The 21,616-nt window shown below is 52.3% G+C and carries 16 protein-coding genes; 8 read left to right on the forward strand and 8 right to left on the reverse strand.

All coding sequences use genetic code 11. The features are described 5' to 3' along the window. The first annotated feature begins 6 nt into the window (after positions 1–6). The 8 genes from VCU37_RS02485 (at position 7) to metH (ending at position 9,860) form a co-directional block, all read left to right on the forward strand. Positions 7–1,107, forward strand: coding sequence for a protein-glutamate methylesterase/protein-glutamine glutaminase (locus tag VCU37_RS02485; protein ID WP_336249050.1), 1,101 nt, complete (start codon positions 7–9; stop codon positions 1,105–1,107). Beyond that, positions 1,104–1,979, forward strand: a complete 876-nt coding sequence (locus VCU37_RS02490; protein ID WP_336249051.1) for a CheR family methyltransferase — start codon at positions 1,104–1,106, stop codon at positions 1,977–1,979. The genes VCU37_RS02485 and VCU37_RS02490 overlap by 4 nt, the downstream gene beginning before the upstream one ends. A gap of 2 nt (positions 1,980–1,981) precedes the next feature. After that, a complete protein-coding gene (locus VCU37_RS02495; protein ID WP_336249052.1) occupies positions 1,982–2,422 on the forward strand; it encodes a chemotaxis protein CheX in 441 nt (146 codons plus the stop codon). A 20-nt stretch (positions 2,423–2,442) separates the two neighbouring features. Continuing rightward, positions 2,443–2,805 (forward strand): response regulator, encoded by a 363-nt coding sequence (locus VCU37_RS02500; RefSeq protein ID WP_336249053.1) that lies wholly within the window; start codon positions 2,443–2,445, stop codon positions 2,803–2,805. A 64-nt stretch (positions 2,806–2,869) separates the two neighbouring features. Continuing rightward, on the forward strand, positions 2,870–3,355 hold the full coding sequence (locus VCU37_RS02505; RefSeq protein WP_336249054.1) for a hypothetical protein: 486 nt from the start codon (positions 2,870–2,872) through the stop codon (positions 3,353–3,355). Next, on the forward strand, positions 3,309–4,844 hold the full coding sequence (locus tag VCU37_RS02510) for a GGDEF domain-containing protein (RefSeq protein ID WP_336249055.1): 1,536 nt from the start codon (positions 3,309–3,311) through the stop codon (positions 4,842–4,844). The genes VCU37_RS02505 and VCU37_RS02510 overlap by 47 nt, the downstream gene beginning before the upstream one ends. A 1-nt stretch (position 4,845) precedes the next feature. Beyond that, the gene (locus tag VCU37_RS02515) at positions 4,846–6,303 is read left to right on the forward strand and encodes a GGDEF domain-containing protein (protein ID WP_336249056.1); all 1,458 of its coding nucleotides are present in this window, start codon (positions 4,846–4,848) and stop codon (positions 6,301–6,303) included. 65 nt (positions 6,304–6,368) lie between these two features. Further along, entirely contained in the window at positions 6,369–9,860 is a 3,492-nt protein-coding gene (gene metH, locus VCU37_RS02520; RefSeq protein ID WP_336249057.1) for a methionine synthase, read from the forward strand. 484 nt (positions 9,861–10,344) lie between these two features. Here metH and VCU37_RS02525 read toward each other — a convergent pair whose 3' ends face one another. From VCU37_RS02525 to VCU37_RS02560, 8 genes are all read right to left on the reverse strand, one after another. After that, positions 10,345–10,926, reverse strand: a complete 582-nt coding sequence (locus VCU37_RS02525) for a DNA-3-methyladenine glycosylase I (protein ID WP_336249058.1) — start codon at positions 10,924–10,926, stop codon at positions 10,345–10,347. 9 nt (positions 10,927–10,935) lie between these two features. Continuing rightward, on the reverse strand, positions 10,936–12,513 hold the full coding sequence (locus VCU37_RS02530) for a GTPase (RefSeq protein WP_336249059.1): 1,578 nt from the start codon (positions 12,511–12,513) through the stop codon (positions 10,936–10,938). Continuing rightward, on the reverse strand, positions 12,510–14,156 hold the full coding sequence (locus tag VCU37_RS02535) for a GTPase domain-containing protein (protein WP_336249060.1): 1,647 nt from the start codon (positions 14,154–14,156) through the stop codon (positions 12,510–12,512). Before VCU37_RS02535 ends, VCU37_RS02530 begins: the two co-directional genes overlap by 4 nt. An 87-nt stretch (positions 14,157–14,243) precedes the next feature. Beyond that, entirely contained in the window at positions 14,244–15,509 is a 1,266-nt protein-coding gene (serS, locus tag VCU37_RS02540) for a serine--tRNA ligase (protein ID WP_336249061.1), read from the reverse strand. Positions 15,510–15,557: 48 nt separating this feature from the next. Further along, on the reverse strand, positions 15,558–16,925 hold the full coding sequence (locus VCU37_RS02545) for an amino acid permease (RefSeq protein WP_336249062.1): 1,368 nt from the start codon (positions 16,923–16,925) through the stop codon (positions 15,558–15,560). A gap of 33 nt (positions 16,926–16,958) precedes the next feature. Continuing rightward, entirely contained in the window at positions 16,959–17,954 is a 996-nt protein-coding gene (locus VCU37_RS02550) for a 5'-3' exonuclease (protein WP_336249063.1), read from the reverse strand. A 57-nt stretch (positions 17,955–18,011) separates the two neighbouring features. Then, complete coding sequence (locus VCU37_RS02555; protein ID WP_336249064.1) at positions 18,012–20,630, reverse strand: cell wall-binding repeat-containing protein; 2,619 nt, start codon at positions 20,628–20,630, stop codon at positions 18,012–18,014. A 97-nt stretch (positions 20,631–20,727) separates the two neighbouring features. After that, positions 20,728–21,579 (reverse strand): NAD kinase, encoded by an 852-nt coding sequence (locus tag VCU37_RS02560; protein WP_336249065.1) that lies wholly within the window; start codon positions 21,577–21,579, stop codon positions 20,728–20,730. Positions 21,580–21,616: the final 37 nt, after the last annotated feature.

The following is a 21,616-nucleotide window of genomic DNA, read 5'->3' on the forward strand; positions in this document are numbered from 1 at the left end:
GAGATTATGGCCTCCGCAGTAAAGGTGTTGTTAATTGACGACGCAAGTCTGATTCGTCGGTTACTTGGTCGTGTCTTAAATCAAGACCCGCTAATCGAAGTTGTTGGTGAGGCCGAAAACGGTCAAGAAGGCGTGGAACTCGCCCGGACCTTACAGCCCCAAGTCATCATCCTTGATATTGAGATGCCGGTGATGAACGGCATGGAAGCGTTACCACTCCTCAAAAAAGCCGCTCCAAAAGCTCGTATCATCATGTTCTCAACGCTCACGGAAAGCGGTGCGCGTGCAACATTGGATGCGTTATCTGCTGGAGCAGATGACTATGTAACGAAGCCGTCGAATACGGGTAGCTTTGCGGCAACAGCAGGCCAGATAAATAAGCAGTTGGCTCCAATGATTAAAGCATTGGCAGCCTCAGCAACGACATACCCTTCTATACGTCCTCATGCCGAGCCAAAGGCAGCGCAACAAACGGTGCCAGATGCTGACCACTCGTGGTTAACGGTTACAAGTGATGGGGCACCAGAAATTGTGGTGGTGGGTGTTTCAACGGGAGGCCCACAAGCCTTGCAAACGTTTGTGCCGGCGTTACCAGCAGATCTCGAGGTACCGGTATTGATTGTTCAGCATATGCCTGCAATGTTTACCCGCCTCCTTGCCGAACGTTTGGATGCCCAAAGCGCCGTGAAAGTGGGTGAAGCAACAAACGGTCAGGTCGTTAAACCTGGAGAAGTGTGGTTTGCCCCTGGTGGAGAGCATATGTATGTAACTCGCCAGGGAGAGAACATCGTATTAACCACGGACACAGCACCACCGGTCAATGAATGCCGCCCTGCTGTCGACCCGCTCTTTGAATCTGCGGTTGAGAACTTTGGATCCCGTGTATTAGGTGTCATGTTGACCGGCATGGGTAACGATGGCTTAGCTGGTTCACGCCTTATTAAAAGTGTTGACGGGTATGTCATCGTTCAGGACCAGGCCAGCAGTGTGGTATGGGGTATGCCCGGCATGGTCGCGAAAGCTGATCTTGCCGATCAAATCCTTCCTCTGAATGAAATTGCACCACGTGTTGTTGATTTGCTATCAACCCCGAGGAATCGCAAATGAGTATGGAGGCGTCAGCCCCATCCAGTAGCCCTCTGAGACTTAACAACAAAGTCAGTCAAGGGGACTACGAGTGGGTTCGTGAGTTCTTGCGCCGTGAGTGTGCGATATCACTGAGCGCTGGAAAAGAGTATTTGGTATCCAGTCGGATGACGCCGCTTATTCGACAATATGGTTTTAATGACATTGCTGAGCTCATTGAGGCAGTTCGCCAAGACCAAACCTCTCCACTGGCAGGAGAATTGGTTGACGCAATGACAACAAATGAAACATCATTTTTTCGTGATGTTCACCCATTTGATAGTCTGCGCGACAATGTTCTACCAGAACTGATACCGGCACGTTCAGCAACAAAGCGCCTCCAGATTTGGAGTGGGGCTTGTTCATCGGGCCAAGAACCCTTAAGTATCGCAATGTTGATCCGCGAGAACTTTCCTGAACTGAACGACTGGAATATTCAGATTATCGGTACAGATATTTCTCGATCTATTTTAGCCAAGGCAGAGAAAGGCGAGTACAGCCAGCTAGAAGTTAATCGCGGTCTGCCTGCCCGTCTCCTTGTTAAGTATTTTGACCGCCATGGTGCACGATTCCGTGTAAAAGACGAATTAATGCAGATGGTGAAGTACGCCCACTTAAACCTTGCAAAAGAATGGAAAGACCTTCCAACTTTTGATGTGATTTTCCTAAGAAATGTGCTTATTTATTTCGAAGATGACACAAAAGCAAGCATTCTTCGTCAAGCACGAGAACATCTTGCCGATGATGGGTGGCTTGCACTAGGTGGAGCAGAAACGACCCGCAGAGTACCAAACATGGACTTTTCACGTCACCTGGTTGGCCGTACGGTCTGGTATCGAGCGTGTAGAGGTTAATGATGATTTGTACTGACGATGACATTGTTGAAATTGTTGACACTATTTGGGCATCCTTTTTTGAAGGCGATGTTGACCCAGGTGACCCGGCAGAGTTTTCAGCTCAAACGCGAACCGGGCTTATCCATGTTCATGGACAAGATGAAGCCACAATCAACATCAAAGTCAATGAAGAGCTGGCTCAAATGATTGCATCCATGATGTTTGGTATCCCCGCGGAAGAACTCGCAGATGATGAAATCACTGATGCACTTGGTGAGATTACCAACATGCTGGGTGGTTCAGTGAAGGCCTATTTAACTGGAGATGCCAATCTCAGTTTGCCAACCGTAATTACGGGTGCCTATCGCGTCAATAGCCCGGGAACGATTACCACAAATACCGTTTGGATGTGGAATAACGATCAACCCATTCTGGTTGAAATTGTTGAACGAGCCAGTTAAACGCAAACGAAAGAAATGCTATGAAGGTACTAGTTGTTGATGACTCAAAAGCAATGCGCATGATCGTGACTCGAACCCTGAAGCAAACTGACTTTGCTGATGCAGAAGTCGTTCAGGCTGAAGACGGTGTTGAAGCGCTTGAAAAAGTTAAGCAAGAAGGTCCATTCAGTCTCATTCTGAGTGACTGGAATATGCCCAATATGGATGGTCTTCAATTCTTAAAAGAAGTCCGTGCCCTAGGGGTAGACACGACCTTTGGGTTTATTACCACCGAATCAACGGGTGCCCGTCGCCTTGAAGCGATTAAGGCCGGCGCTGACTTCACTATCGGCAAACCGTTTACAGCCGATGGGTTTAAAGAAATCATGGCAACTCTGGACTAACCCGAATACTAAATCCACGGTAGCTCGGGAGGACATAATGGCGAAAGCACAAGACCCTATCCCTATGCCTCTACAAGATGATGTAAGAGAAATCTTTGGCGATCTCTTTGGGCGCGGGTGCACAGTAGAAAAAACAAAAGACCGAATACCGTTTGGTCCCGATCAAGAAGAAATTGTATTAGGTGATTTCATTCTTGATGACGGGTCTGTCGGTGCGGTCGTCAGTGCCGATCTCGCGATGGCTGCTTATGCCGGGGCCGCTTTGGTCATGATGCCAGTAGGTATTGCTGAAGAAGCACTTAGCGCAGGGCGTATCGATGGAGACATGTTTGACTGCTTTCGCGAAGTAGTCAACGTCATGGGCCGGTTATTAAACCGAGAGAGCACACCCCATCTACGACTCCGCGCCATTTACCGATCGGGAGATATTTTGCCCGGTCAAACCCGAACAATGTTACGACAAGCTGACCGCAGGAAAGACTTCGATGTTGCAATCGAGGAGTATGGAACAGGCAAATTGGCCATCATGGTTAAAGGTACCGCTGCTTAGCAAACCCTTTGCTAAGGAGTCATTCGACGTACCTTCCATCGCAGTAGTTGCTGCGATGGCATCGGTCCTTACCGCATTTACGTGGTTTGGGCCTACTTGGGCGTCCAAAACCGTTATTTGGATATGTCTGTTTTTGACGTTGGAATCCTTTGGGTCTTTGCTTCACGAAACCGAGCACAAAACAACCTGGTTCTTCGCCATGGCCTGTGCCTTGTTACTCCCAATTTGGTTAACGGTTGCTATCCAGTATGGCCCCCAAGCCAGCCTGATCATTAACGTGCTCATTCTGGCCGCTGACGTATCTGCGATTTTAACGATTGCAAGTACAACGCACCGGACCCTATCAGCCATGATCACTAACACGATGCCAGTGCTCATTATGGTTTCGTCAATCACGATTGCGGTCATACTTGAGAGCGGTAACCCCGATGCATTGATCACCATCAAATGGTTGCACCTTGTTTGCTTACTCCTAATCGGGTTGACCGCCTATGACGCTTCCAACTACGTGCATTCAATCGGTCCGGTTTCGAGCATCATCATGCTGACTATGTCAGGGTACTGGTTTGGCACACTCTTCCAAGCGCTACCAACCGTCTCCTATCTTGTTGAAGGACTTACCTGGGAAACGGCATCTGGGCGTGTCATTACCGTATTGTGGTTGAGCTTTCTGACCTTGAGCATTACCGCCCAACGAGAAGCCATATCACTCAGCGAGTTCAATCGTAAAAAATCTGGGTTCAATTCAGCAGCAGCTTCGATCGGGAGCGTAGAACTGGCAATTTGGGTCCTGCCACTTACCGCCATCATGGGTATGTTCTCCTTGTCTGCCACGTCCTTCCGGGTCCTTGCGGTTTCTGCAATCATCGCAGCAGCCCTCTTTATTCGCCGGTTCCGGGTATTGCAGATAAGCGAAATGGAAACCAGTGACCGGCTCCATGTAGCGCTTGCCACGGACCCCTTGACCGGCGCTTTAAACCGCACTGGTCTCGCTAAACACTGGGATGAGAACCATTCAGGAGCAACGGTTGCATTCATTGACTTAGATCAATTTAAGCCAATCAACGATCGGCACGGTCACATCGTTGGTGATGAAGTTCTCCAGGTGCTATCTCGCCGGATCATGAACTCCATTCGCTGTGAAGATGTTGTATGCCGGTGGGGTGGTGACGAGTTCTTGATTGTCGGTCCAATTATGGATGCTGACGACGCCGATACGTTCTGCGACCGTATCCGAGACGCGATTCAAGTACCGATAACGGTTAAAGGCGGCCTTGTGCTCAAAATGGATGCATCCATTGGATACGCCTTGGTCAATGCTGGGGTGGACTTTGTGACCGCCACGGAGCAAGCCGACCGCATGATGTACTTGAAGAAGCAGAAAAAACAAGGTCGTGCACCAAAATCTACTACCACCCGGACTCGTGAAACCGCTCGGGTGAATACAACGCCCCTAAATCCCGAACCAACCGTATCGGAGAGGGGGTAACATGCAAGAACGTCGTCGGGCCAACCTCCAACTCGCTGAACAGCGCCTATCTGGTCCAGCTCTTGTTGCGTTGGTTGTCGCCATCGTGGTTAGTCTTGCTTTCACGGTCTATCTTCCACTGACCTGGTCGATTAACTTCTCAGCACTCGCCTATGTGGTCTGTATCGTGGCGTTGACCATCCACCTGGTCTTTGCAGAACGTCGCTTTGTGATCCTGCTTTTAATTTTCAATTTGTGCTGTTCATTGACAATGATGGCCGGTGTCTCACTGAACTTTTTGGGCTTCCCAACCGACTGGCCGACTTGGCTTATCGTTAGTCTTTCTGAATTGCAGTGGATTACCTTACTGGGCATCATCGTGGCAACGAACAACCGTGAGGCACGTGTTCAGCTCCAAACATTTATCCCTATCGCAATCGTATTTGTTTCCTTCGGCCTGCTTCGGATTTTAGATGTGGAGTCCTTGACGCTCCCGCAAATTCGTGTCCTAAACTCAATCCAAGACATCATCGTCGTCATTCTCGCAGCGGACTCTGTGCTCAATAACGCCAGATCCACGATTGCAGCTCGATTGATGATGGCTTCGATCCTGCTATTCAGTTTCTTTGACATGGTGGGTGTGATGCCCCATACCTACCTCACGGTGTACACGCCCGAGATGGTCACAAGCTATCTCGTTCGTTACTCCCTATTCTTCGGCGTAGCAAGTGCGTGGCTGATTTCGCTCGTGGTATGGCTACCAAACGCAGATCATATCGACATGCTGTTCCGGTTAGACCCAAACCGCCAAACACGGCAAATCAGCGCCGATGTGACCGTCATGTCCTTACCCGTTTTAGTACTGATCTTTGGTGGGTTCCCCACCCCCAATATGGGTTGGATACTTGGTGGAGCGTCGTTACTCAGCTCAGGCATCATCTTTTTGCAGTACCGTTCATCAGCTCGCCAACTCGAAACGGTCAACGACGGCCTCAAACGTTCTGCTACAACTGACCCGCTAACCCAGTTATCAAACCGTTACGGGCTTTCACAGTCCCTAGATAACTTGAAAACTGTTGGGGCAAGTGCCTGGTTTATCGACCTTAACCACTTCAAAGATATTAACGACGAGTATGGGCACGCCCTGGGTGACGCCGTCTTGCAATTTACGGCCCAGCAGCTTTTAAAGTGCGCACAACCTGACGACGTCGTTGCCCGATACGGCGGGGATGAGTTTGCCATTATTCGCCCCGAAGCTCGCCCACTGGAACTCTCTTCGTTTTCAAAGGAGTTGGAAGCTGCGGTTGGTAAGACCGTCACCTTGCACGGCCGCGAACTCACCATTAGTGCCTCAGTAGGTTCGGCCGTAGCCGGTGCAGGCGAAGATGTTCATGAGGTTGTTCACTTTGCTGACCTGGCCATGTATATGAAAAAGACCCGTCGTGGACGCGGACGGGCACGGGCACGGGTGAATCACTAATAGTCGCTGTTGACTGCCCGTTTCCCTGTAAGACTGGTCGGCTCTCTGTTTTTTGAAGGTGTGCCATGCCAGATTTCGCAAAAGCCCTCGCCAACACGGTTAACGATGGTCCTATCATCCTTGATGGAGCTATGGGTGCTTCCTTGCAAACGAAGGAACTGACCGAGGCTGATTTTGGTGGGCTTGATGGGTGTAACGAAGTGCTCGTTCGCACCCGGCCTGATGTGATCCGTGATCTTCACCTTGAGTTCCTGGCGGTCGGAGTGGACGCAGTTGAAACCGACTCCTTTGGTGGGGCGCCATGGGTTCTTGATGAATACGGCTTAGGTAAGGAGACTGAGGAACTCAACCGCCTCAGTGCGGCTATTGCACGCGAAGCCTGTGATGAGGCATACCGTTCAAGCAACCGTTCACGGGAACGGTTTGTTGTGGGTTCGATGGGACCAGGTACTAAAAGCCCGACGCTGTCACTAGCCAAACGAGGTGATGAGTTCGATTTTATTGCCACGAAAACAATGGTTGACGGCTATGTCCGCCAGGCTCGTGGCCTCTTGGCTGGTGGTGCCGACCTGCTCCTTATCGAAACGGTGTTTGATTTATTACAAGCTAAATCGGCGGTCGTTGCCTGCCATGAAGCCATGGCCGCAGAGGGTATCACCGTCCCTATTGCGGTGAGTGTGACTATCGAAGCCAATATCAACACGATGCTGTTGGGGTCTGACACCTCTGCGGCGCTCTATACGCTCGAAGCGTTGGGTATCGACCTTATTGGGTTGAACTGTGCGACTGGCCCGCAAGATATGCGCGAACACGTTCGCTATTTGAGTGAGCACTCTCGCTTGCCAATCATGGTGGTACCAAACGCGGGGCTGCCAGAGAATATCAATGGCCAAACGTGTTATCGCTTAACTCCAGAGGAATTAGCGGCGTCGCACCATGAATTTGTAACCAAGCTCGGTGTGCAGATGGTGGGTGGCTGTTGTGGCACAACGCCAACCCACTTAAAGGCCGTGGTTGATGCCGTCCAGCGGCAACCAGTGGCTGATCGAGCCGTGACATTTGAACCAGGGCTTGCCAGTTTGTATTCGGCAGTGCCATGGGAACAAGAAAACAGCTTTCATATTATTGGTGAGCGGTTGAATGCCAACGGATCGAAGGCGTTTCGTGACTATCTCTTAGCCGAAGATATGAACGCAATGCTCAAAATCGCGCGGACCCAAACCGCTGAAGGGGCAAATAGCCTGGACGTTTGCGTTGACTATGTAGGGCGCAACGGTGTTGACGATATGGTGCCCCTGGTCAACCAATTGGCCACCACATCTACGCTACCCCTGGTTATCGACTCCACCCAAACAGATGTCATTGAAGCCGCATTGATTCGTATGGCTGGTCGGGCGGTCATCAACAGTGTGAACCTCGAAGATGGACGCACAAAGGCAGATGTGTTGTTGCCGCTGGCTAAAAAGTGGGGTCATGCCGTGATAGCCCTGGCTATCGATGAAACCGGCCAGGCGCGAACGGCTGACTGGAAGGTCGATGTCTGTAAACGCATCGCTGAGATTGCGATTAATGAGCATGGATTACGGGCTGAAGACCTCATCTTTGACACACTGACGTTCCCGCTCGGCAGTGGTGCGGAGGACCTGCGTAAAGACGGCATGGAAACGCTCGAAGCGATCCGCCGAGTTAAAGCTGAGATTCCAGGCTGTTTGACAACCCTCGGTCTTTCAAACGTGAGTTTCGGGTTAAACCCTGCGGCCCGCCAGGTATTAAATAGTGTGTTTTTACACCACTGCTTAGAGGCCGGTTTGGATTCAGCCATTGTGCATGCCTCAAAGATTTTGCCGCTCGCCCGTATTGATGATGAGGCACGAATTACCTGTGAAGACCTTATCTTTGACCGGCGCGGAACGGCTGGGCGTGATGGTACCGCAGGTGAGGACTATGACCCCTTAATGCACCTAATTGAACTCTTTGAAGGGGCCAAAGTTGCCGACGATGGGGCGGCTCGGCTGGCCGAGTTGACACTTGAAGAGCGTCTCGCAACACGCATCATCGATGCTGAACGAGAAGGGCTCAATGAGGATTTAGATGCCGCGATGGCTGCTGGAATTAGCCCACTGGACATTATCAATGAACACCTCTTAGCGGGGATGAAAGTTGTGGGTGAACGCTTTGGGTCCGGTGAGATGCAGCTCCCCTTTGTGCTGCAATCAGCAGAAACGATGAAAGCGGCGGTTGCCTATTTGGAACCATTTATGGATGCGGTTGATACCAAAGCAAAGGCATCTATTGTGCTCGCTACGGTAAAAGGTGATGTGCACGATATTGGTAAGAACCTCGTAGACATTATTTTGTCGAATAACGGGTTTATTGTGCACAATATCGGGATTAAACAGCCTATTGATGCCATCATGGCTGCCGTTCGTGAAACGAACGCCGATGCGATTGGCTTGAGTGGGCTATTAGTGAAGTCCACCGTGGTGATGCGTGAAGACCTAGAAGTACTCCGTGCCGCCAATATGGCCGGTATTCCGGTGCTGCTAGGTGGGGCGGCGTTGAATCGTTCCTATGTTGAAAAGGATTTGCGTTCAGAACACCCAGGCCCTGTGTTTTATTGCAAGGATGCCTTCTCTGGCCTTCAAATTATGGAAGAACTCGCAGCAGGTAATGTGCCGGAGAATTGGGGCCGCGAGATCGCTGAAAGCAGAGTCAAAGCGGTGGGTGTCAAACGTGAGGAACGCGACTTGTATGAGGTGATCGAACGTACCGTACCTTCTGCACCGACGATCCCGACACCACCTTTTTGGGGTACACGAATTACCCGCGGGCTGACCTTAGCGTCTATTGCTGAATGGCTCAATAAAACCGCCTTGTTTAGGACCCAGTGGGGGTATGGGGCAAAGGATATTGACCAGGGCGAAGTGGCACTACGAGATGTGCTTGCGCGTGCACGAACCGAAGGCTGGCTGGTTCCTGAGATGGTTCATGGTTGGTTCCGCGCAGCATCTGACGGGAACGATGTCTTGATCTGGCGGCATCCCGATGACGCCGAACCAGCCCACCGCCTCACGTTTCCCCGGCAGACTGCTGGCCGTCGCCGTTGTATCGCAGATTTCTTTGAGCCAGTTGAGCGTGGGGTCACTGATGTGATCGGGTTTCAACTCGTAACGATGGGGAATGCGGTATCTGAACGTGCGGCTGAGCTATTCAAGGCAGACGCATACACGGATTATTTATATACACACGGCATAGGTGTTGAAATGGCTGAGGCGCTTGCTGAGATGGCCCATGCCCGTGCACGCACGGAACTGGGTATTGATGGTGATGATGCCAGCACCCTGAAAGAGATTTTCCGTCAGGGATATCGCGGGTCACGGTATTCCTTCGGCTATGCGGCCTGCCCGGATCTTGAGATGCGTGCCGTTTCTATGGATCTCCTTGAGGCTGAACGCATTGGGGTCTCCCTTTCTGACACCTTCCAATTACACCCGGAGCAATCAACCGATGCCTTTATTGTGCATCACCCTGACGCCAAGTACTTCAACGCCCGCTAAGAGAATAGGATACGAAACCTTATTCGAAAGCCATTATGCTTTGCCACCATCTGGCTAGGTAGTCACCTTTTCGAGGATTATAGGTTCTCCCTATGAAGTGTTTTATAGCCACTATTTTGGCTTTAATCACTTCAATCTTTCTTCTGAGATAATGCTCATTTGTTTTCATACTAAATGCTCACAGCGCTACATATTTGAGTTCAACCGGAACATGGAGAAAACACGAATACAAATGAGGCCGCTCACAGGAGCAGCCTCATTCATCTAATGGTCAGACGTATCCTACTCGAAGAGCACGCACAATCGTGCAGACCATCACGACGTTAAATGAATCGTTGCCATATATATCCCCATAGATTCAGGAAATAGCCTGGAATATCAGCTGTTCAGCAGGCCATTGCTCCATAGGTTCATGGTGATTAAACAAATGTGCAGCATTCGACCGCAGAGAACGGGGTGTGTGATATCCCGTGTTCACCTGAGATCAGATCGACTCAGCCGTACCTCGGAATGCACAGGAACGGATATGGTCATTCACCATGCCGGTTGATTGCATAAATGCATACACAATCGTAGGCCCAACAAAGCTGAATCCTCGCCGTTTGAGGTCCTCGCTCATCTTCTGGGCAATGGGAGTGAACGAAGGCACTTGGGTTGGGTCCTTCCAATGATTCACAATCGGAGTACCATCCACGAACTCCCAACAATACGTATCAAACGCAAGACCTTGGTCGCGCATGGTCAAAAAGGCACAAGCATTCGTTGTTGCAGCCGCAATTTTTAACCGGTTACGAATAATGCCGGGATTGGCTACCAATTCAGCGCGTTTTGCATCGTCATATTGTGCAAGCCTCTCGGGGTCAAAATCATCGTATGCCGTGCATAGTGCATTCCACTTCCGCAAAATCGTGACCCACGACAATCCGGCTTGTTGTCCTTCAAGCATCAGCATCTTGAATAACTGGTGGCTATCGTGAACAGGGTTTCCCCACACCTCGTCGTGATACTGCATTTCGATGCGTGAAGAAAGAGCCCACTTACAGCGCGGGAGTGTGGTGTCTATCATTTGCTAAGGTCACGTCCGTCTTATGGTCGTTGAGTGAGAAGGAACGGGGTGTTCAAGCTCGTGGAGTTCAATCGCAGCAGCAGATAATTCAGCAAGCGGTTCAGTCACGTGGGTATTGATCAGCGCATGCATCCCACTCAATAGTTGGCGCGTCGCCAGTTCACCTCGTTGACGTGCAAGAAGTGCCCCACCACCAGCCGCAAGCATCGAAGCAACCAGTCCGATAATAAGGCCGATAACCACAAGCCACGTAGGTGCGGGCAACGCGCCGATAGGGAGTGCAGCTTCACGCAACGTATCCGTACTCACAAGCAAGAACGCACCGATAAGGCGCAACCCGATGAGCCAGATACCTCCCAGTACTACCGCGAGTATGCCGATGAGTTGGCTTGCATTGAGGGCACGCACCCACCAAGGCATCGTTTCTGGCAGACTGAGCGTACGAGAAGCCGCCTGGTCAAGGCCAGCCAACACCGGTTCACGTGCCTGGTCAACAAGCGCCTTAACTGCAGGGCGCCAAACCGGCCCTGTTGCCGCTTCGATTGGGGCAGCAACGGCTCGCATTGCCTTCGCTACATGCGCACTCGCCATGGGTGAAACGGTGGGCCGTATAACTGTGGTGACAGGAATCTTTCGCCATCGTTCAAGCCATCGCATCGGTGGCCACCCTGCTTGTAAAAATACATCACGACGGGTTTGTGCCTTGACCGCATCAGCTACTTGGACAGCCCCAATACCTGCCGCTAGATCAGGAATCATCGCCTGTAGCACCACCGGCTGTTCAAGTACGTGGGGGTTCTTGACGCTATCGGCGCCAGGGAGTTGGGCACGTGTCTGGTGGAGGTCAGTCAGCACCCGCTGCACCATCGCTTCACGGGCTCGAACACGCTGGCCAATTCGGTTTCGCAAGGCAGGAATACCATCACCAGTAAGCCCACTAACGGCCAGTGGCTTAACCTGTTCTAGCCCGTCAGCCCGGAGGAGACGGGCCAAGTCGGCCATTACGGTGGCCACCTCATCTGATGAAAGACGATCACATTGGTTCAACAGAACATCTAAGACAGCAGCATGGCCGCGCATAGGTTGTAAAAAGTCTTGGTGCAAACTGGCATCAGCATATTTTTGTGGATCCGTTACCCAGATGATGGCATCCACAGCACCGATCAAACGCTCCGCCTGGGCACGATTACTCAATGCAAAGGAATCAAAGTCTGGGAGGTCAACGAGTACCAAGCCCATCAACGCCTCGGGGCTGTATTCAAGATAGTGGCGGTTACTGATTGCTAGCGCATCTAAGAGGGGGCCGGCTTCATCTAAACCGCCAAATACCACAGCTAATGGTTCGCCAGTGGTTGGGCGTTTCATTCCAGGTGTTGCAACCTCATGACCCACGATGGCATTAAAGAGCGTTGACTTTCCCGACCCTGTTGTGCCCGCAAGTGCTACAACCGTGTGGGCTTGACTCAACCCCAGTCGTCGTTTCGCCTGGTCAACGACAGCAACCGCATCCTGAACATCACCAAGTTTATAGCGTTGAATAATGGCAATCGCACCCTCGACATCGGCTAACGCTTCTTGAACATTCACGCCGTGTTTCCTCCTCTGGGCAACTCGCGGTGGTGTTCAACCGCCACTTGTTCAACCAAGGAGCGTAGGCGGGCACTGTCGTTATGGGTGGGGAGGTCGGCCAAGGCATCGACTGCAACCTGGCCTTGGGAATTGGCTAGTGCATACACCCTCGTTTTTAAGTCCTCTGCCGCCGCCTTCACCAAACTACGAACCGCCTGATCACCAAATACCGCACTCAGCATGGCTTGCCCAATTGCTGCGGTGCCGCCAGCCACCGCGACTTCTCCCCCAGTAATCCCACCGGTATACGAAAAGACGGCCAGCATGAGGGCAACCCCAATCGCGTTCACCCCAATACTCAGCCCGCGAGCAACCCCAACCTTCCCTTGGGCCTCTTGACGAACCATAGCCAACAGGTCGCTGCGCCATTGGGCAACCATGGCGTCAACACGCCCGCTCAAGTCGTCACTATCAATGGGTGGGAGGGTCGGTGCATGCTCATCAACGGCCCATGTTGATTGCACACGATCTTGGGCATCAAGGAGGGTTTGTGTAACGATCAGTGATAACCCACCCTCGATCTCTTGGGCGGCAAGATCTTCAGGCGTGTCTTCACGGGTAAACAGGGATACAAGCTTGTCTCGCCAGCGTCCTGCTGTGCGCTGGAGTTGGTCCATCCAACCCGACGTGCCGACGTGTTCAACAAAGCGATCAATCACTTCTGTTTTCAGCGCCACACCACGACCGGCTTGGAGCATCACCGAATCGGCTGCATGTTCAAACTCATTCCGAGCGATCGTTTCAAGGCGATCTCTCGCATCAGCCTGACGGTCCAAGTGGGCGGCTACTTCTTCGACGCGCGCCGGGAGGCTCTCCAACACGCCGTTCAATGTTGTGCCAATGGTCTGGCGACGGGTTTGTTCATCGGCAACCAGATTCCACATCCAGGTTTTCAGCTCCTCAACCCCATCAGTAATGAGTCCATCGTGTAAGCCATGTTCTTCGATTGCGAACACGGTTACATGGCCAAGACCGTGGTCATGGAGGAGGCGCTCAAAATCCTCAACCACGACCTCAACCGTTTCACCGGGCGGAATCCGGTTGATAATCACAGCGATAGCGACCCCATGTTGTGCGGCCTGATCCAAAAAGCCCCACGGCACTGCATCGGCATAGCGTGCGGCCGTGGTGGTAAAGAGCCATAAGTCTGCGGCACGTAAGAGCTGTGCAGCAAGTTCATGGTTGGCAACCTCAAAGGAGTCCACATCAGGAGCGTCAATGAGGCCGAGCCCAGCCGGAATGGTAGCCAGCGGGACAATATGGAGCCCAATTCCCGTGCCCCGTGCCCCCGTTGACCTTGGTAGCTCAGGCAGTACTCCTCCGGCCGTGAACCATGCCTGGTCATCAGGGTTGCACAACAACAACGGTGACCGAGTGGTTGGCCGTAACACCCCGGCTTCACTGACTACCTGGCCTATAAGAGAGTTCGTAATGGTGCTTTTCCCGGCACCAGTGGACCCCCCAAGCACCGCGAGCAGCGGTGCATCAAGCCGATTCAGTCGTGGAATCAAATAGTCATCAATCTGGTCAACAATGTTTACACCTTGATTAACGGATTTGAGCAGGTGTTTGAGCTCATTGAGCGCTGAAACCAGTGACATTACGCCAGTTTACCGATGTAAACGTGGTTCAAGTGTTGGTTCAGAAGCGTTTTTTCACTTCCAAGCCAACACTTGAACGTGCGTTATCTATGTGGTGGGTACCAGGGCTTCCTTACCCATTCGGGCAGCAAGTGCATCAGGCAAGACCACCGTGCCATCGGCTCGCTGATGGGTTTCCAAAATGGCGATAATGGTCCGCCCCACGGCGCATGCGGTGCCATTCAACGTGTGCAGAATCTCAGTGGAGCCATCTTCCTTGCGATACCGGATACCTAATCGGCGAGCCTGATAGTCGGTGCAGTTAGAGGTTGAGGTCAATTCACGGTACCGGTTCTGGCCAGGAAGCCAGCATTCCAGGTCGTATTTGCGGGCCGCAGGATCACCTAAGTCCCCTACCGCAATATCCACAACTTGCCCGTGTAAACCTAATCCTTCAAGAATCTCAACTTGGATATCGCGAAGGCGCACGTGTTCATCCCATGAGTCTTCGGGGAGGACCCAGGAGAACATTTCGACTTTATCAAATTGGTGGACACGGAAGAGTCCACCCATATCTTTGCCGTAGGTTCCTGCTTCACGACGGAAGCACGTACTGAACCCACCCATGCGCAACGGAAGGTCTTCCGGGTTGAGAATCTCGTCGGCAAACATCCCAGCCAATGGGGCCTCGGCAGTACCGACGAGATAGAGATCATCATCATTGATGTGATAAATCTGTTCTCGTCCACCAGGTAAGAAACCCGACCCAAATAGACTCTCCGCACGGCTTAAAACTGGTGGGATTGCGGGTTTGTGCCCATAGGACTCAATGACACTCATCGCATGTCCAACAAGAGCAAACTCAAGCCACACCGCATCACCCAATAAAAAGGCGAAACGGCTACCAGCAACCTTTACCGCACGTTCAATATCTAAAATGCCCAGTGCAGTACCGAGTTCAACATGGTCTTTCACGTCAAAATCGAACGCAGGTTTAGTCCCAAATGTGAATAATTGAACTGCGTCATCCTCACCACCGTCAGGGACGTCGGGGTGCGCTAGGTTTGGCAAGGTAGCCAGAATGTCCTGTTGAGTTGCCTCAAAGGCGGCAACTTGCGCTTTGAGCGCTTCTACCTGGTCACTCAAGGCACGGTTTTGTTCGATGAGCGCCGGGCGCTCCTCAGGACTTGCCTTACCAATTCGCTTCGAAAACGCTGAGCTTTCGGCTCGTAACGTCTGTTCTTTGGTCATGAGCTCACGGCGTTGTTCATCATTGGCGAGAAGCTGGTCAATGACCTCAGAACCCACCCCACGACGAGCCAGGCCGGTCTTGTACATCTCTGGGTTCGCGCGCAGCGCTTTAATATCAATCACACAGGCAGTGTAATTCGTTCACAACCATTTGAGCCAGACAAGCACACGCTATCTACTTGAGGGGGTTGCGATAGCCGGCCCTGAAGTCCGAAAACGGAGATACCACACCACGGCAAACACCACCTGTAATCCCATTGACATAGCAAAGGCACTTGGGCGTGTCACGGCGATAAGAACCAGCATCAACACAAAGAACGCGAGCGCCACATACTGAGCATACGGGAAGAACGGCGCAGGGAATCGAGGCGCTTTGGTGTAGCGCTTTCGACCAATAATTTGGCTGAGCACGATAAGAATCCAACACACGACAGCCGTACATGCCGCCAATGTGGCCGCAGGGAGGAATAAGGGCACCTGGCTAATCAAGTGCCATACAAACGCCACGATCATCACTGTGACGAGCGCCCATACACTGACCACCGGCACCCCGCGACTGTTGCGGCGCGCCAACGCTGCACTTGCAAGCCCGTCATCGGCTAGACCAGCAATCATCCGGCCAGAAGCAAAAAGTACGGCGTTGATAGTTGATAGTGCGGCGAGCAAAATAACAACGTTGAATACCCCAGCAGCCCAGGTCAATCCAAGGTCAGTCATGGATTGAACAAATGGAGATGCGTCCTCTGTAACGGTATTCCATGGTTGGATAACGACAGTTAGGGCGATAAGACCGATGTAAAACAGTGCGATACGCCAAGGCACTTGGTTCACGGCACTCGGAATAGCGGTATTGGGGTCATCTGCTTCCGCAGCAGTCAATCCGATCGCTTCAGTTCCGCCAAATGCAAAGAGGACTACCGCAAAACTGGTTGCAAACCCAACAATCCCATTGGGGAATAGCCCCCCGTTGCCAACAAGATTGGGAATATTCGTTGCTGGGTCGTGGATACCTAGCCCAAAGATGGCGAGGCCGAGTCCTCCGATCAGTAAAAGGATGACTGTTGTGACAAGCACAAGGGTCATGGCAAATTCAGTTTCACCGAAAATACGTACTGGAGCCGCGTTTAAGAGCCCCATACCGATGATGGTGACGAGTACCCAGATCCATGAGGGCACATCGGGGTACCAGAAGGCCATATAGATAGGAATCGCCCCAATTTCCGCCAGGGCAATGATGAGCATCAAAATGGCATAGGACCAGCCCAAGGAAAAACCAGGTAGGGCACCAAGGTACCGTCGCGCATAGGAGCTAAACGCCCCTGTATCTGGATGTTCAAGAACCATTTCACCGACGCTGCGGCACATGATAAAAATGGCCAGGCCACATAAGAAGTATGTGAGAACCACGCTGGGTCCGGTGGTAGCTATTGCGTTGCCTGAACCGAGGAAAAGACCGGTACCAATTGCGCCGCCAAGGGCAAAAAAATTAATGTGGCGAGCACTTAGCCCACCAGCTTTGGAGGCGGTTGGTTCGCTCATCGGCTTCTCCTTACACAGTGTTCCTATACAGCGTTAAATAATCTCGTCACCAAAGGCTAACGGCCATGGCTCATCAGGCAGCGGTGGATGTTCACCTGGTTCCCCGAACGCCAGACACGTCCGCCAGGCCATTGCGCCTAAGCCATTATCTTCCAATACAGCTTGTACCTGGTCAACAGGTGCACGGTCCGCATAGGTTTCTGGGCGAATGGGGACGTTCGTCTGAATCGTCATCAATGCAATATTTCTTCGTGTCATTGAGTGCTCATCGTGCCAATCGTCGAGCAGGGCTTTGCCGAGGCGAGCACCAAGTACATCTAGGCAGCCGGTGGGGTCATGAATAGCATCCTCAATCGTGGGATAACGCTGTAAAAGCTGAGCTGCCCGTTTTGGCCCAATACCTTTGACACCAGGCAGATTATCCGAAGGGTCACCACGGAGAGCAGCGAACTGGGTGTATTGGTTCGCTTGTACGCCATATTTGGCGTACAACTTGTCTCGATCAATCAGTGCGTGGTTACCAAGTCCTGGAGAAAGATGCAATACACGGGTATATCCCGTTATCAGCCCAAAGGCATCTCGGTCCGCGGTGGCGATTACACAGTGCTGGCCTTGGCCTTCAGCATTAGCCGCCACTGAACCACATACGTCGTCTGCCTCGAAAGGATCGTGACATTCGACGCTGATTCCGAGCGCATCAAGCAGCTCTGGGGTCCGCGCCAACAGGTCACGTAAGGCATCAGATTTGGGTGGCCGCTGGGCCTTATAGGCCGGCCATTCATTACAGCGGAAACTGCCACCAGGTGTATCAAACCCAACCACCGTTGCCCCTGGTTGAACCTGATTAGCGATATCCGCTAAGAGCGTCAGTACCCCGCTAAGACCTTCACGACGGGTATGGTCATTAGCCTGAACCACCGACGTGTTTTGTGCCCACTTCCCAATACGAGCATGAAAGGCACGATGAACGACCGCATTGCCATCAATAACAAGGACGGGAGAAGAATTAAGCTGCTGTGGCACAAACACCACAACAGCTTAATTCGTTATGCCACGTGACTGGGTAGGTCACGAATACATTGAGTCTTAATTTGTCCAGCGGACGGTAGCAACACCGAAGAGTTCAACAGGACGACCAGCGGCATCTAGGTCCAGCTTGCCATTACCGTTCCCGTTGATAGCCATAAAGGCACCACAGTCGGCCTTGGGTGATCGAACTGTGAAGCGGTACTGCCCATTGACGGGTGAGGCACTAAACACCCGGCGTGGCTGACTATCTGGCTTACCCATAAAGTGCGTAACATTGGCACCATTGGTATCGGTATTGCCATAGCCAGCTCCAGCACGCGGATCGTTTGATGCCGGCTTCACGAGCACATCACCCTGACCAACCGTGACCGACTTACATGGCAATGCCACAACACTAAGTCGGCCACTCACTGGTTTCCCATCCTTACGCTTGACGGTTAGCTCAACACTATCTCCGGCTCGCTTTGTCGAGTTTTCAGGTGTCACCGTGTAAATGTGTTTGGGGTTAACTTCCTTAGGTGCTTGCTCACCTGGCTTGGGACCGTTACCAATCTGCAACCAACCAAGTCCAAGGGCAGTTGTTGCGCGCCCCTCGTTATCGACACGGATCTTGTTACCATCCGCCGGATCAAATGCCGCAACCCACGCGCAGTCATCAATTCCAGATGTCAACACAGCATTGGTCAGGCCTGATGTAACTGGCTGGTTAATAAGGAGTTTGCCATTGGCAACGTTACGCCCGTTGATACCCGTAATCTCAATACCTTCGTTTGAGGCATGGCCAAGGCCATCAGCCACACCGTCATTATTCGTGTCGGAGAAGATTGGTACGCCATTACCGTCAAGGCGTACTTGGTTACAGGCGAATAGGCCCCAGTTCACCTGGCGCGGGAGGCTTGACCCATCACGGGTGCCTTGGAGGGAAAGCACCGACAAAGTTGAAATCCGATCTTGCATACCACTGATGTTCTGACGGATTTGACGATTGACCTCGGGGTGGATCCTCCATTTAGACATCACGACTTGCTTGAACGGATCTGCAGACCCTGATGGTGGGTTACTCGGTCGTGGTGAGGGAGAACCGGTGGGCCTTGGGGAAGGGGTTGGTGCAGGTGTTGTCGTAGCTGTTGGCTTTGGTTTCGGTGTTGACGGGTTGGGTACTACCTGAGGCAATGATGACGGACGAGTACAACCAGCCGCACTGGCCATTGCCTTGAGAACGGTTTCATCCAATGCGGAGTTTCCGCCAAAGCCCACAACACGGTCAATCGCACGGCATTGCTTTAACGCAAACTGTACAGGGACCTGGGTGAGATACTTAGGCGCGGTAGACAACACGATGGGAGAACGATGGTGCGCCGCGAATTGGGCTGATGTCATTGCATCGGGAAAGGCGTCACCTCGGGCAATACTCAGTGTGTGTGGGTCAAAGCCAGCCTGCCTGATCGTCCATTGCGCAACTTCAACACTCGTGGCCACACGTTCAGCTCCGGCAAGACGAACAATCTGAGTAGCCTTACCCGCCTTACTTAATGCAGTAACGGTGTCTTGGCTAATCGCACTCGTTCCCCCCAGCACCACGATTTGTTCTGGCTGATAGGCCTCGATAGCCAACAGGGTGTGTTCAGGCACTCCCTTGCCTGGCGCGTCGGCAAAGAGCACGGGAATGTGATCACGGTAGCTCAGAGGAGACGCGGCAAGGGCATCAGGGAAAGCATTACCACTTGCAATAAAGACTGTCCGCTTACCGTTTACCTTGGCAAAGGTATTGGGCACATTCCATACCGGTGTACTTGGGCGGTTGAGGAATGCCGATTGGTCTTCAGCTGGAGATGACTCACTCGTGGTAACCGGTTCTGGTTCGGTGGAAGCATCGGTGGATGCTCCCCCACTTCCCTGGCCACCTTGTGTGGGGTTGGCTGCACCATTACCGTCTTCAGTATTGTCTTCTTGTGCTTTACCGGTAGACGGTAAGACTGCGGAGTCACTTGCTGCACGGGCAGAAGGTGATGGCGTTGGTGTTGCTGATGGTGACGAAGATGCTGAAGGCGATGGCGTGGCAGCACCGGTGGGATTGTCTGTTGTTGGGATGACCCCTGGCGTGTTCACGGCTTGGCCGCCTGCAGCCATTATGGTGCGCGCTGTGAGCTGACGGGCAAGTTCGTAATAGCTATCGTCACCGAGTGACGTGGGTGCAAGCCGTTCAACGATGAACTTCTCACGGAGTTGACGCTCCACCGCACCACTCACCTCGGAAATCGATCCCACAATGATGATGCGTTTTACACCCAAACGGTCGAGAGATTTGGCGGTTTCATCAAGGCGGTCTGGCCACGCAAGGAGCTGTGCAGCATTAAGCTGGCCGGCGAGTGCAGCAGAGCCAAGTGTGGCATGCCAGTCGTCGGCACCAGTGATAACTGCCCAGTCAGTTCCTCCGGGGAATGCCTCCTCGGCGACACGAGCAGCAGTAGCCAAACGGGTGTCACCAGCGATGCGTTTCGTTGCGGCTGGCGCAGCGTCAGCAGGCAAATAGGTCAGTGGGTTTGCGGCTACAAGCAGCGCCGCAGCCACCACTCCAGCTACCGCGTGCCAGGGTCGTGTCGAGAAGTAGGTATGCACAGTGGACTCCATTGAATCGGGGAAGTCGGGCGTTACGTGCCCTCTCCCAGTGTGCATACAAGACGCTTCAGGGAACTAAATGATTGCGAAAAATTAACTGTACATACGGGCAGGACTATTCCAAGTACCTCGTGTTACAGCATCAGATTGCCCGCTATATGGGCATAAACTGTTCGCGCAAAATACGTTCTTCAAGGTTGTGATCGGCGTCAAAGAGCATCGTGATGGCATCTTCACGATGCTGCTCTATTTGCACATGTGAAATATCGCGGACCTCTTCATGGTCGGCAGTCACACTGACCGGCCGCTTCTCATATTCATGTACTTCTATCTCAATATCAACCGTGTCGGGCAACAATGCGCCGCGCCAACGACGAGGACGAAATGCACTAATTGGGGTAACCGCCAGTAGCGGTGTTCCAATGGGAATAATCGGCCCATAGGCACTGAGGTTATAAGCGGTGGAACCAGCGGCGGTACTCACGATAAGGCCGTCACAAATCATCCTGTGGAGGCGTACCGCTCCATTTACACGAATACTGAGCTTGGCTGCCTGACGTTCCTGACGCAAGAGCGAAACCTCGTTAAATGCTAGGGCTTCAACCACGGTTCCATCTTTTTTGGTAACGGTCATTTTCAGCGGATACAGGACCTCTGGCTGGGCAGCTTGGATGCGCTGACGAATATCACCCACCGTCCATCGGTTCATCAAGAAACCAACCGTGCCCCGGTTAATACCAAATACCGGAATGTTGAGATGTAAATACTTGTGAACCGTTTCAAGCATGAACCCATCTCCACCAAGCACAACGAGCACATCAGCTTCACCTGGATCGACATTGCCATATCGTGCGATTAAATGGGCATGTGAAGACTCCGCATCAGGACTACCTGACGACAAAAAGCACATCCGAAAGCCATTCGGGAACGGCATTCCCCCTCGGTCATGATTGGCACTCACGCGGGTTAGATCTTGTAATGATGATTGGCTTCGCTGATTGGTCACATCTCCTAGGTTGCCATTTCTTTCAATCTGTTTGTAG

This window comes from Stomatohabitans albus, from assembly GCF_036336025.1.
Classification (GTDB): Bacteria; Actinomycetota; Nitriliruptoria; order Euzebyales; family Euzebyaceae; genus Stomatohabitans; species Stomatohabitans albus.